12 protein-coding genes are annotated in these 12,403 nt (G+C 66.5%); 4 read left to right on the top strand and 8 right to left on the bottom strand.

Annotation, left to right across the window (positions count from 1 at the left end; all coding sequences use genetic code 11):
- Window positions 1-52 precede the first annotated feature (52 nt).
- On the bottom strand, window positions 53-535 hold the full coding sequence (locus ACFC4D_RS33465) for a B-4DMT family transporter (RefSeq protein WP_376069106.1): 483 nt from the start codon (window positions 533-535) through the stop codon (window positions 53-55).
- A gap of 136 nt (window positions 536-671) precedes the next feature.
- Here ACFC4D_RS33465 and ACFC4D_RS33460 point away from each other — a divergent pair, with 136 nt between their 5' ends.
- Both ACFC4D_RS33460 and ACFC4D_RS33455 read left to right on the top strand, forming a co-directional pair.
- Window positions 672-1,289 (top strand): helix-turn-helix transcriptional regulator, encoded by a 618-nt coding sequence (locus ACFC4D_RS33460; RefSeq protein ID WP_376069103.1) that lies wholly within the window; start codon window positions 672-674, stop codon window positions 1,287-1,289.
- A 13-nt stretch (window positions 1,290-1,302) separates the two neighbouring features.
- A complete protein-coding gene (locus ACFC4D_RS33455; protein WP_376069100.1) occupies window positions 1,303-1,809 on the top strand; it encodes a DUF3291 domain-containing protein in 507 nt (168 codons plus the stop codon).
- Here ACFC4D_RS33455 and ACFC4D_RS33450 read toward each other — a convergent pair.
- The 4 genes from ACFC4D_RS33450 to alaS form a co-directional block, all read right to left on the bottom strand.
- The gene (locus ACFC4D_RS33450; protein WP_364632412.1) at window positions 1,757-2,584 is read right to left on the bottom strand and encodes a shikimate dehydrogenase; all 828 of its coding nucleotides are present in this window, start codon (window positions 2,582-2,584) and stop codon (window positions 1,757-1,759) included. The genes ACFC4D_RS33455 and ACFC4D_RS33450 overlap by 53 nt on opposite strands.
- Window positions 2,559-4,034 carry an endolytic transglycosylase MltG gene (mltG, locus tag ACFC4D_RS33445; protein ID WP_375953474.1) on the bottom strand — a complete coding sequence of 492 codons (1,476 nt, stop codon included), beginning with the start codon at window positions 4,032-4,034 and terminating at the stop codon, window positions 2,559-2,561. The genes ACFC4D_RS33450 and mltG overlap by 26 nt, the downstream gene beginning before the upstream one ends.
- Window positions 4,031-4,534, bottom strand: coding sequence for a Holliday junction resolvase RuvX (gene ruvX / locus ACFC4D_RS33440; RefSeq protein WP_375953475.1), 504 nt, complete (start codon window positions 4,532-4,534; stop codon window positions 4,031-4,033). Before ruvX ends, mltG begins: the two co-directional genes overlap by 4 nt.
- A 77-nt stretch (window positions 4,535-4,611) precedes the next feature.
- On the bottom strand, window positions 4,612-7,278 hold the full coding sequence (alaS, locus tag ACFC4D_RS33435; protein ID WP_376069097.1) for an alanine--tRNA ligase: 2,667 nt from the start codon (window positions 7,276-7,278) through the stop codon (window positions 4,612-4,614).
- 71 nt (window positions 7,279-7,349) lie between these two features.
- On the opposite strand from alaS, the gene ACFC4D_RS33430 reads away from it, so the two are divergent.
- A complete protein-coding gene (locus tag ACFC4D_RS33430; RefSeq protein ID WP_376069094.1) occupies window positions 7,350-8,009 on the top strand; it encodes a CatB-related O-acetyltransferase in 660 nt (219 codons plus the stop codon).
- Here ACFC4D_RS33430 and ACFC4D_RS33425 read toward each other — a convergent pair whose 3' ends face one another.
- The gene (locus ACFC4D_RS33425; protein ID WP_376069091.1) at window positions 8,010-9,212 is read right to left on the bottom strand and encodes a cytochrome P450; all 1,203 of its coding nucleotides are present in this window, start codon (window positions 9,210-9,212) and stop codon (window positions 8,010-8,012) included. It lies immediately after the preceding gene.
- A gap of 329 nt (window positions 9,213-9,541) precedes the next feature.
- Here ACFC4D_RS33425 and ACFC4D_RS33420 point away from each other — a divergent pair, with 329 nt between their 5' ends.
- A complete protein-coding gene (locus ACFC4D_RS33420) occupies window positions 9,542-10,327 on the top strand; it encodes a VOC family protein (RefSeq protein ID WP_375953482.1) in 786 nt (261 codons plus the stop codon).
- Window positions 10,328-10,334: 7 nt separating this feature from the next.
- Here ACFC4D_RS33420 and ACFC4D_RS33415 read toward each other — a convergent pair whose 3' ends face one another.
- Entirely contained in the window at window positions 10,335-11,684 is a 1,350-nt protein-coding gene (locus ACFC4D_RS33415) for a replication-associated recombination protein A (RefSeq protein WP_376069089.1), read from the bottom strand.
- 77 nt (window positions 11,685-11,761) lie between these two features.
- Window positions 11,762-12,373 (bottom strand): hypothetical protein, encoded by a 612-nt coding sequence (locus ACFC4D_RS33410; RefSeq protein ID WP_376069086.1) that lies wholly within the window; start codon window positions 12,371-12,373, stop codon window positions 11,762-11,764.
- Window positions 12,374-12,403 lie beyond the last annotated feature (30 nt).

Below are 12,403 nucleotides of genomic sequence, written 5' to 3'. Positions count from 1 at the left end.
CAAGAACGCCCGCGGTCGATATCGACCGCGGGCGTTCTGCGTCGCGGCGGCGTCAGACGCCGGCGGTTTCCTTGTTCAGGGCGACGGTGTTCGCGTTGGCCGAGCCCTTCTTGGACTCGCGGCCGACCAGGTAGCGGCCCAGGGCCACACCGATCATGGCCGGAATGAAGATGATCAGGATGATGAACGACGCGCCCGAGGAGATCTCGAAGAGCAGGCCGTTGTCACCGAGGTCGAACTTGGGCAGGAAGTCCAGGAGCCAGGCGACCAGACCGGCGCCGAGGCCACCGGCGAGCGCGGCCTTGAGCCAGCGCATGGTCAGATCAGCGCCGCGATCGGGATCGGGATTGGCGCGACGGTCGTGCCGGCCGTCCACCACGCCCCAGGCGACCACGATCGCGACCAGCACGATCAGGCACAAGATCCGCATCCAGGAGCCATTGGTCGGCCAGTTCACCATCGCGAAACCGAGCAAGGTCCGCAGCACAACGGTCAGCGCTCCCAGACCCACGGCGCGCAACACCCACGCATTCATGATGATCACCTTAACCTGCGAATTGGCCCGGCCTAACTGAAACCGGTTCTAGAACTGTATCCGTTTCCCGATCCGGCACCACGCACGGTACCCGGCGACCCGGCTCGCGATCCGAGCACGCTGCTAGAAATGCAGGGTGAGCATCGAAGCCGTCGCCCTGCTGCAGGATCCGATTCGCAGGCGGCTGTACGACTACATCGCCGCCGCGAACCACGATGTGAGCAGGGATGAGGCCGCCGAGGCCGCCGAGATCAAACGGCCGCTGGCCGCGTTCCACCTGGACAAGATGGCCGAGGCCGGACTCCTGGACGCGGTTTTCCGGCGACCAGAGGGCAAGACCGGGCCCGGTTCGGGCAGGCCCGCCAAGTTCTATCGGCGCGCCGAGGCCGAATTCGCGGTCAGCCTGCCCGCCCGCGACTATCGCACCCTGGCAACGGTTCTCGCCGAGGTCACCGAACACGCCGGGTTCGAGGAGGCGATCGCCAAGGCCGCCGCGCAGCACGGACCCGCCATGGCGGACCGTGATCCGCTCGAGGTCCTGCGCGAACGCGGCTATGAGCCATACCTGGACGGCGAGGTGATTCGCCTGCGCAACTGCCCTTTCCATCAGCTCGCGGTCGACTTCCCGCCCCTGGTCTGCGGTTTGAACTTCGCACTGCTGGAAGGCGTTGCCGCCGAGGCGGGCTGGACCGCGCGGATGGATCCGGCCCCGGGCCGATGCTGCGTAAGCCTTTCTAAAACAAACACAGATTAGTTATAGTTCGGTCATGCATCTCGCGCTCTTCAATATCGGCCGCATGATCGCCCCCGAGGGCGACCCGCGGGTCGCCGAGTTCTACGCCGGACTCGATCGCATCAACGCCCTCGCCGACGACTCCCCCGGTTTCGTCTGGCGACTGGTCGACTCCGATTCGAACAACGCGACCTCCGTGCGCCCCTACGAGGCCGACCCGGACATGCTGGTGAACCTCAGCGTCTGGGAATCACGCGAGGCGATGTTCAACTACGTCTACCGCAGCGAGCACATGGAATTCCTGCGCCGCCGCCGCGAATGGTTCCTCCCCGGCAAGGAGGCCATCGTCGTGCTGTGGTGGGTGCCGATCGGATACACGCCGACGCTGGCCGAGTCGATGGAGCGCCTGGATCACCTACGCGCGCACGGTCCGACACCGCACGCCTTCACCTTCCGGAACGCCTTCGAACCGCAGCCGGATGATGCGGTCAATCCTGTAGTGCCGCAGCCATTTCGGCGCGCGGAGCGGGCTGACCGGTGAATTGTTCGACCTGGCCGTAGGCCTGGTTCAGGAGCATTTCGAGGCCGCTGACCACGGTATGGCCCGCGCGGGTCACCGCCGCGGCGAGTGGGGTGGGCCAGGGGTTGTAGATGGCGTCCAGGACCACGGGGGCGTGGGCCACCGCTTCGGCGATGGGTTCGGCTCCGGCCGCGGGTACGGTGCTGACCACGGCGTCGATATCGGAGCAGACGAAGCCGATACCGTCCGGATCGAAGCCGATGACCTCAGCGGAAAGGCCAAGGCGTTCGGCCAGTTCCAGGGTGTCGGCGGCGCGGCGCGGGCTGCGGGCGACGATCGTCACCGTATGCGCGCCGAGTTCGGCCAGGGCCAGCAGGGCGGGGCGAGCGGTGCCGCCCGCGCCGATGACCATGGCCTTCTCGAGCTCTTTCACGCCCGCGCCCTCGAGTGCGCCGCGCACGCCGTCCACATCGGTGCAGTCGGCGCGCCAGCCATTGTCGATGCGCAGCAGCGTATTCGCCGAGCCGACCAATTCGGCGCGGTCGGTGCGCTCGGTCGCGTAGTCGAGCGCGGCGACCTTGCCCGGCATGGTCACCGACAGGCCGACCCATTCCGGGCCCAACCCGTCGACGAGACCCGGCAGTTGTTCGGCATCGCATTCGATGCGCTCATAGGTCCAGTCCAGGCCCAGCGCGCGATAGGCAGCCAGGTGCAGTTGCGGCGAGCGCGAATGCGAGATGGGGCTGCCGAGTACGGCAGCCTTGCGGCGCTCACCGTCCACTGTCGAGAATTCCACTCTGCCTGGCCTTTTCGATATTGCGCAGATGTTCGCTGTAGCTGTCGGTGAACAGGGTGGTGCCCTGTTTGTCGACGGTGACGAAGTACAGCCAGTTCCCCGGTTCGGGTTTCTCCATGGCGCGCATGGCATCCACCGACGGTGCGGAGATGGGCGTCGCGGGCAGGCCCGCCATCGCGTACGTATTCCACGGGGTCTTCTTATTGCGGTCGGCGTCCGTGGTGGCGACCTCGGTGGCCGGGAGCGCGTAGTTGACCGTGGAGTCGAACTCCAGTTTCTGATCCGCCTTGAGCCGGTTCACGATCACCCGCGCCACCTTGGACATATCCTGCGGCAGCGCTTCGCGCTCCACCAGCGATGCGCCGATCAGCGTGTCATAGGGCGAAAGACCGTTGGCGGCACCGGAATTCATGATCCCGGTGGACTCGTAGGTCGCCGCGCTCGTGGTCACCAACTGCTTGAGGATCTGCTCGGGCGAACCACTCGGATCGAAATCCAGGGTGCCCGCGGCGATCAGGCCCTCCAGCTGCCGACTGCGATCGGGCACCTGACGCACCCGGTCCATCGCCCACGACGGCACCCCGAGCAGGCTCGGATCGGCACTGCCGCCCGCCGCCTCGAGCTGGTCGTAGGTCACGCATTTGGCGGCCGAACCGGTGCCGACACAGCTGGCGTCGGCGATCTTGCGGTAGATGCCGTCCTTGCGCGCGCCGGTGCTCACATCGGTGGAGTCGTGCAGCTGGCGGCCCTCGGAGATGACCACATTGCCGACCCGCGAGTTCTTGCCGACCAGGGCGACAACGGCTTCCGCGGCACGACTGTGACTGGCGATGGCGTAGTAGCCGGGCTGCACCGAGCTCATATTGTCATTGCGCACCGCGGCCTCGTAGAAGGCGGCGCTGCTGGCCACCACGCCCTTGGCGAACATGGTGTCCGCGATCTGGGTGGCGGTATCGCCGGGCTTGACCTGCACCACGGCCAGCGGTCCCGGATCGCCGGCGTAATCCTCGGCGGCGGTGAACCGGTTCATGAACTTCCAGGTCGCGAATCCGGCCGCGCCGACGAACAATACGACGAATACGGTGCCGATGACGATCAGGTTCCGCCGCCGCCGCTTGCGCTCGGCGGCCTTGCGCGAGGCCGCGCGGGAGCGGCGCGGGCGCTGTCCGCCGCGGCCGCCCGAGGCACGCGAACCACCGCGCCCATTACCGCCACGCCCGTTGCCACCGCGACCGCGGTCGCCACCGCGCTCGGCGCGCTGGGGCGCCTGGCGGCGCGGCGGTTCCGGCTCCAGGATCGGCTCATCGTCCTCGTCATCCTCATAGCGCGGGATGACGGTGGTGTCGTCCTCGTAATCGTCGACTTCCGACCAGTCCAGGTCGTCACGGCGATAACGGCGTTCAGCGCTCTGCCGGTAGCGTTCCTCGGCTCGCGTCCAGCGGTCGGTCATGCAAGATCACCATCACCGCGCGGCTTCAATGCTGCACTCCGTTCGTCCAACCAACCCTGCAGGATCGACACGGCGGCCGCCTGATCGATGACGGACCGCTGCCCGCGCGCGCGAACTCCACTGTCCCGCAACGCCCGTGCAGCAGACACCGTAGTCAAACGTTCGTCGGAAAGCCGCACCGGCACCGGTGCGATCAAAGTCCGCAAACGCCCCGCGAAGGTGGCCGCCAGCTTAGCCGACGAGCCGCTCTCTCCGCGCAAGGTGCGGGGAAGGCCGACAATCACTTCCACAGCCTCGTATTCGCGCACAATTTCGGCAATTCGGGCAAGGTCGGGTGCGAGGGTGCCGGGCGCGATCTTCTTCGCCTTGGGCACGGTCTCGACCGGGGTGGCCAGCAGGCCGTCCGGATCGCTGGAGGCCACGCCGATGCGGACCGTGCCCACATCGAGCGCGATCCGCCTGCCGCGACCCGGATCATCCGAGGGGCTGGGCCGGTCCACCGCGAATCCCGGTGTTCCGGTGTGAGTCCGGGCGTCGCCGTCGACGCCCGGAGAGTCCGAGGGTTCGGAAGGGGGCATCACCCGGCGAGCTCGGCCACCCGCGCCCGCAAGGCCGCGAGTCCGGCCTCGATACCAGCGGGTTCGGAGCCCGCGCCCTGCGCCATCTCCGGCTTGCCGCCACCGCGGCCATTGATGCTGGGGCCGAAGGACTGCACCAGATCGCCCGCCTTCACACCCAGATCCTGGGCGTGCTTGCTGACCGCGACGACGAACGGGACCTTGCCCTCGTCATTGCCGAGCAGCGCGACGATGGCCGGTTCCGCGCCCAGGCGGCCCTTGATATCGGCGACCAGGGTGCGCAGATCGCCCGCGCCGACGCCCTCGGGAGCGGCGGCGGCCACCAGCAGCACCTTGCCCACGCGCTGCGCCTGCGCGGCGAAAGTTCCGGCCTGTGCGAGCACGGCCTGAATCTTGGTGCGCTCCAGCTCTTTTTCGGCAACTTTGAGTCGCTCGACGAGCTGCTCCACGCGCGCGGGCACCTCATCGGAGGGCACCTTCAGCGAGGAGGCCACACCGGCGAGCAGCGCCCGCTCCTTGGCGAGGTACTTGTACGAGTCCAGGCCGACGAAGGCCTCCACGCGCCGCACACCCGAACCGACCGAGGACTCACCCAGCAGGGTGATCGGTCCGATCTGCGAGGAGTGCTTTACGTGGGTACCACCGCACAGTTCCATGGAGAACGGTCCGCCGATCTCCACGACGCGCACCTCATCGCCGTAGTTCTCGCCGAACAGGGCCATCGCGCCCATCTTCTTGGCGGACGGCAGATCGGTGACGAAGGTGTTCACGGCGAAATCGTCCGCGACGGCATTGTTGGAGATGGCCTCGATATCGGCCTTCTGCTGCTCGGAGAGCCCGCCCTGCCAGTTGAAGTCGAAGCGCAGGTAGCCCGGCTTGTTCAGCGAGCCCGCCTGAACGGCGTTGGGGCCCAGCACCTGTCGCAGCGCGGCGTGCACCATATGGGTGCCCGAGTGGCCCTGGGTCGCGCCGTGCCGCCAGGCCGGATCGACCTGCGCGAGCACGGTGTCACCCTCGGTGAGCTGACCGCCCTCGACGGTGGACTTGTGCACCCATACCGTCTTGGCGATCTTCTGCACATCGTTGACGCGCACCTTGAGCCCGTGCGAGGACACGATCGAACCGCGATCGGCGATCTGACCGCCGGACTCGGCGTACAGCGGCGAGCGATCGAGAATGATCTCCACGTCCTGGCCGACTTCGGCCACCGGCACTCGTACGCCATCTTTGATGAGCGCGAGAACCGTTGCCTCGGTGGCGAGTTCGTCGAAGCCGGTGAATTCGGTGGCGCCGCGGTCGACGAATTCCTTGTAGACGGTGAGGTCGGCGTGCGCGTGCTTGCGCGAGTAGGCGTCCTCCTTGGCGCGGGCGCGCTGCTCGGCCATGAGCGAGCGGAAGCCCTCCTCATCGACCTGGAGTCCGGCCTCGGCGGCCATCTCCAGGGTGAGGTCGATCGGGAAGCCATAGGTGTCGTGCAGTGTGAACGCCTCGGTGCCGCTGATCTTGCTGCCGCCCTGGGCCTTCACCTCGGAGGCGGCATCGTCGAACAGTTTGGAACCGGTGTTCAGGGTGCGCAGGAACGCGCTCTCCTCACCGACGGCGACGGTTTCGATGCGCTTGAAATCGGTGGCCAGCTCCGGGTACGAGGGGGCCATGAGCTCGCTGACGACCTTCATGAACTCACCCATGACCGGCTTGTCCGCACCCAGCAGACGCGCCGAGCGGACGATGCGCCGCAGCAGTCGGCGCAGCACATAGCCGCGGCCGTCATTGCCCGGGTTCACACCGTCGGCGATGAGCATGGCGCCGGTGCGGGCGTGGTCGGCGATGACGCGGAAGCGCACATCATCGGCGTGTTCGACACCGTAGTTGCGACCGGTCAGTTCCTCGGCCTTGCTGATGATCGGGCGCAGCAGATCGGTTTCGTAGACATTGTCGACGCCCTGCAGCAGGAAGGCGACACGCTCGATGCCCATGCCGGTGTCGATATTCTTCTTGGGCAGCGGGCCCAGGATCTCGAAATCGTCCTTGCCGCGGCCCTCACCGCGCTCGTTCTGCATGAACACGAGGTTCCAGATTTCGAGGTAGCGATCCTCATCGGCCTCCGGGCCGCCCTCGATACCGAATTCGGGACCGCGGTCGTAGTAGATCTCCGAGCACGGGCCGCACGGGCCCGGAATGCCCATGGACCAGTAGTTGTCGGCCATACCGCGGCGCTGGATGCGCTCGGCGGGCATACCGATGGAGAGCCAGATCTGCTCGGCCTCATCGTCGTCGAGGTAGACCGTGGCCCACAGCTTTTCGGGGTCGAAGCCGTAGCCGCCGTCCTCGACGGGCGAGGTGAGCAGCGACCAGGCGAAGGTGATGGCCTCGCGCTTGAAGTAGTCGCCGAAGCTGAAGTTGCCCGCCATCTGGAAGAAGGTGTTGTGCCGGGTGGTGATGCCGACATTCTCGATATCGCCGGTGCGTACGCACTTCTGCACGCTGGTCGCGGTCGCCCAGGGCGGGGTCTGCTGACCGAGGAAATACGGGACGAACTGGACCATGCCCGCGTTGACGAACAGCAGGTTGGGGTCGGCCAGGATCAGCGAGGCACTGGGAACCTCGGTGTGTCCGGCACGGACGAAATGCTCCAGGAAGCGTCGGCGAATCTCGTGGGTCTGCACAGATGTCAAGCCTACCGGTCCCGGTCCAGCGGGTTTTCAGCCCCCGCCCGGCGCTGGCTACCATCGCTGGGGTGAGTGTGATCCCGGACCCATCAACGCCCTATCCGCTGCCGCACACGGACCGCACCGTATTCCTGAAACCGCACATCACCTCGGCGAATATCGAAGTCGGTGACTACAGCTACTTCGACGATCCGGACGCGGCGACCGAGTTCGAGACCCGGAATGTGCTGTACGCGTTCGGGCCGGAGAAGCTGATCATCGGCAGGTACTGCGCGCTGGCCACCGGCACCCGATTCATCATGGCGGGCGCGAATCACCCCACCGCGGGCGTGTCGACCTTCCCGTTCACCATCTTCGGCGGCACCTGGGCCGAGGACACCCTGGACATCCTCACCTCGATTCCGAGCAGGGGTGACACCGTCGTCGGCAATGACGTGTGGATCGGCTACAACGCGCTGATCATGCCGGGCGTGCGGATTGGCGACGGCGCGATCATCGCGACGGGTGCGGTCGTGACGGCCGATGTGCCCGCCTACACGATCGTGGGCGGCAATCCGGCCAAGCCGGTGAAGCAGCGCTTCCCGGACGAGGAGATCGATCTGCTGTTGCGCGCCGCCTGGTGGGATTGGCCGGTCGAACTGGTCACCGAACACGTTCGCGTGATCATGGGCGGCACCCCGAAGGAGATCGAGCGGATCGCCCGGGACAACGGCCTGTTCCGGGACTGATCACCAGCTGACCGGGAGCGATGTCGGCCCGCGCACGAGCATGCCGCGCTTCCAAGGGATTTCGGTATCGGGCACGGCCAGCCGCAGTGCCGGGAAGCGCCGCAGCAGCGTATCGAACACCACCTGAAGTTCGATACGCGCCAGCTGCGCTCCCAGGCAGTGGTGGAAGCCGTGCCCGAAAGCCATGTGCGGGTTGTGTTCCCGGGTCAGATCGAGGGCATCGGCGGCGGTGAAGACCGATTCATCGCGATTGGCGGCCTGGGTATTGATGAATACCGCCTCACCGGCGCGAATTCGAGTGCCGGACAACTCGACATCCTCGGTCGCGATGCGCGGAAACCCGCCGCCGGAACCCAATTGGACGAAGCGCAGCAGTTCCTCGACGGCGGTGGGCACCAGTTCCGGTCGCGCGCACAGGTATTCCCACTGCCCCGGCTGGGTGAGCAGCACGTAGGTGAAGTTGGCGATCTGATTCGCGGTCGTCTCATGTCCGGCGATGAGAATGGTGACGCCCAGGCCCACCAGTTCGGCTTCGGTGAGCCGGTCCCCGTCATCGCGCGCGGCAACCAGCGCGCCGAGCAGATCATCGCGCGGCTGGGCGCGGCGGGCCGAGACCTGTTCGGCCAGATAGGTTTCCAGCCCGGCGCGGGCGGCGACGATCTGTTCGCGAGTGGCGGCCGTGGTGGACATGACGATGTCGGAGAAGTCCCGGAACCGGTGCTGATCGCGCGGCGGGACACCGAGCATTTCACAGATCACGGTGACCGGCAGCGGCAGCGCCAGCGCGGGGATGAGATCGGCGGGCGAGCCGCCGCGCTCCATATCGTCGAGCAGGCGGTCCACTATGTCCTGCACATGCGGGCGCAGCGCTCGCACCCGCTGCCCGGTGAACGCCTTCGCCACCAGTTTCCGCAGCCGAGTGTGCTCGGGCGGATCGGAGTTGAGCAGTGAATCCCCGCGCGCCGGTTCGGGAGTCACCCGTGGCACATCCTCACGGCCCACCACCCCTGCCCGACTGAACCGGGCGTCGGCGAGGACCATGCGCACATCGTCGAACCGCGTGACCAGCCAGCCCTCCCCGCCGTAGGGCAACCGCACCCGGGACACCGGTTCCTCGCGCCGCAATGTCTCGAACAGCGGATGAGCGTCCAGCCGAACCGGCTCCCCGAACGGATACTCACGAACTTCGGACTGAATGGTCATACCAACTTCTTTCGCCGGAGTCACGACCAGCCTACGAGCGCCCCACAACCGGAGTCAACGATCGAATTCCGTTACGGCGGAAGCACACTCAGCGCATTCGACGCTACCGCCGCAGGATTTCGGAGCCGCTCGCCGAACCGGTTCGCACCATCGCGCCATCCGGTGTCGGCGCACCGTAAACCCGCTGTTCACGGCATGAAAATGAGAACGCCCGGTCGGAACGCGAGTTCGCTGGATAACCGGACATCGAGGGCATGGAGTTCTAGGCTCGCGGTGTCGGCTCATCGGCCCATGAGCCGGTACATTTTCCCGCCCGAGAGGAGTCGGCCATGCCGCAAATGAGCTCGTACGATCCGGGAGTCCCCAACTGGGTGGATCTCGCCACCCCCGATATCGCAGCATCCTCCAATTTCTACGGTGAGTTGTTCGGCTGGCAGGCCAATTCCTCACCGGATCCGCAGTACGGCGGGTACACCATGTTCACCCTCGCGGGCACCGAGGGGAATGAGGTCGCCGCCGCCATGCCGATCATGATGGAGGGCCAGCCGCCCTCCTGGACCACCTATGTCAATGTGCTCGATGTCGACGCCACCGTGAAGGCCGTGCAGGCCGCGGGCGGACAGGTCTTCATGGAACCCATGGATGTTCCCGAACAGGGCCGCATGGCGGTCTTCGCCGATACCCGGGGCGCGGTCATCGCGGCCTGGCAGGCGTACGACTTCAAGGGCGCGGGCATCGTCAACGAGCCCGGCAGCTACTGCTGGAGTGAGCTGAACTGCCGGGATATCGACGCCGCCAAGGCTTTCTACGCCGACGTATTCGGATGGGAAAGCAGCACAGCGGAATTCGGCAGCACCACCTACACCGAATTCAAGGTCGGCGGTAATTCCATCGCGGGCATGATGCAGATGGATGAGAACTGGCCCGCCGATGTGCCCTCGCACTGGATGGTCTACTTCGCCGTCGCCGATACCGATGCCATCGTCGCCAAGACCACCGCACTCGGCGGTTCGGTCGCGGTGCCACCGACCGATATCCCGATCGGGCGCTTCTCGGTATTGAGCGATCCGCAGGGTGCGCACTTCGCGGTCATCGCACTCACCGGCACGATGTAGCCGACTCCTACTTTCCCCGGACTATGCGGCGGAGTTTGGTGACTCGGGGGCCGACTTCGCGTTCATAGCCGTGATCGGTGGGGTGGTAGTAATCCGTCCCGACCAATTCGTCGGGCGGATACTGCTGCCCCAGCACACCATCGGGGTGATCGTGCGGGTATTTGTACCCCTGCGCGTTGCCCAGCGCCGCCGCACCGGCGTAGTGGCCATCGCGCAGGTGCGGCGGCACCGCGCCCGCTTTGCCCGCGCGCACATCGGCCATGGCCGCGCCGATACCCTTCACCACCGCACCGGATTTGGGTGCGGTCGCGATATGGATGGTGGCCTGGGTCAGCGCCAGTTGCGCCTCCGGCATACCGACCAGCTGCACCACCTGCGCGGCGGCGACCGCGGTTTGCAGTGCGGTCGGATCGGCCATGCCGACTTCCTCACTGGCCTGAATCATCAAGCGGCGGGCGATGAATCGCGGATCCTCACCCGCGCTGATCATGCGCGCCAGATAGTGCAGCGCCGCGTCCACATCGGATCCGCGCAGCGATTTGATGAACGCGCTGATGACGTCGTAATGCTGATCGCCCGCGCGGTCGTAGCGCACGGCGGCCTTGTCGACGCTGGCCTCCACCAGTTCCACGCCGACATTCCCGTCCAGGGACGATTCGGCCGAGGCTTCGAGTGCGGTGAGCGAGCGCCGGGCGTCGCCACCCGCGATGCGCACGATGTGTTCGATCGCCTCGTCGCTGACGGTGTACTCCCCCGCCAGCCCGCGCGGGTCCTCGATGGCACGGGTCAGCACCTGGCGAATATCGGCCTCCGACAGGGAGGTCAGCTGTAGTACCAGTGATCGCGACAGCAGCGGTGACACGACGGAGAACGACGGATTCTCGGTGGTCGCGGCGACCAGTAGCACGATGCGGTTTTCCACCGCCGCCAGCAGCGCGTCCTGCTGGGTCTTGGAAAACCGGTGCACCTCATCGATGAACAGCACGGTTTGCTCACCCACGGTGAGCCGCCGCCGCGCCAATTCGATGACCCCGCGCACCTCTTTCACTCCGGCGGACAGGGCCGAGAGCGCTTCGAACCGCCGCCCGGTCGATTGCGAAATCAGCGAGGCGAGCGTCGTCTTCCCGGTGCCGGGCGGTCCGTACAGCAGCACCGATGCCGCCCCGGACCCTTCGATCAATCTGCGCAGCGGTGATCCCGGGCCCAGCAGATGCTGCTGCCCGACCACCTCATCCAGATTCCGCGGCCGCATGCGCACGGCCAGTGGCGCGAACCCCTCACCCATCGGTGCCACACTCGGCACGAACCCCTCGTCCACGTCCTCCGTCCCCGGCGCGTCGAACAACCCGTCACTCACCCCGCGACCGTACCGTCCGCCCACGACAGGATTCGCCGCACCGCCGTCTCCGGGCGTGCCAAGCGCCGGTCGAGGACCTATTCGTCATCGCGGGCCGTCGACCCCGCATGAGCTTCGAGCGCTCGGGCCGCCGCCGCGAACAGCGGGAGCGGATCGGCTCCGGGTCGTCTCGTCCGCTCACGCTCCAGGTCATTCGGTGCGATGGCGCAGGCCGGTTCATCGAGCCGGGTATGCCACCGCAGCCGTGATTCGCGAAAGTCGCAGTAGGTCAGGATCAGCTGATGCCTCGGACACGCCGGAACCACCTCGGCGATATCGGCGAGCATGGCGCAGGCATTGAACATTCTGCGCACCTTCGCGACATCGACCGCACGGTCCCGGTCGACTCCCCCGCAGCCGACCTGAGCGAACAAGGCCAGCGAGCCGAGCGTGAGTTGATAGGTGGTGATCGCGTACGACGGGTCGGTGTCAGCACCGGCCCGGGATACCGCGACATAGTCCGCGACGCGTTCCCGCTCGGCTTCGAACCGATAGTCGCCGAACATGTACATGCGCAGGGGGTCGATATCGCGGGTCGCGTACGTCCACTCCGCGACCTTGCGCAGCGGCGATCGGAATCGGGCCGGGATCGGTGGTTCGCCGAGATGGTTGGTGTCGAAGAGCTCACACATTTCGCGGTAGTCACGCATGATTCAAGATCGCTGTGCGGTGTGTGAACG

Source organism: Nocardia sp. NPDC056000 (genome assembly GCF_042269265.1).
Taxonomy (GTDB): domain Bacteria; phylum Actinomycetota; class Actinomycetes; order Mycobacteriales; family Mycobacteriaceae; genus Nocardia.
Note: the sequence above shows the minus strand (reverse complement) of the source record. Positions and strands in the feature narration are given on the sequence as shown.

What these genes read in the sequence shown, in the direction of transcription:
- ACFC4D_RS33465 (WP_376069106.1), bottom strand. Translation starts at nt 535, where the DNA reads ATGAATGCGTGGGTGTTGCGCGCCGTGGGTCTGGGAGCGCTGACCGTT.
- ACFC4D_RS33455 (WP_376069100.1), top strand. Translation starts at nt 1,303, where the DNA reads ATGCATCTCGCGCTCTTCAATATCGGCCGCATGATCGCCCCCGAGGGC.
- mltG (WP_375953474.1), bottom strand. Translation starts at nt 4,034, where the DNA reads ATGACCGACCGCTGGACGCGAGCCGAGGAACGCTACCGGCAGAGCGCT.
- ACFC4D_RS33425 (WP_376069091.1), bottom strand. Translation starts at nt 9,212, where the DNA reads ATGACCATTCAGTCCGAAGTTCGTGAGTATCCGTTCGGGGAGCCGGTT.
- ACFC4D_RS33420 (WP_375953482.1), top strand. Translation starts at nt 9,542, where the DNA reads ATGCCGCAAATGAGCTCGTACGATCCGGGAGTCCCCAACTGGGTGGAT.
- ACFC4D_RS33410 (WP_376069086.1), bottom strand. Translation starts at nt 12,373, where the DNA reads ATGCGTGACTACCGCGAAATGTGTGAGCTCTTCGACACCAACCATCTC.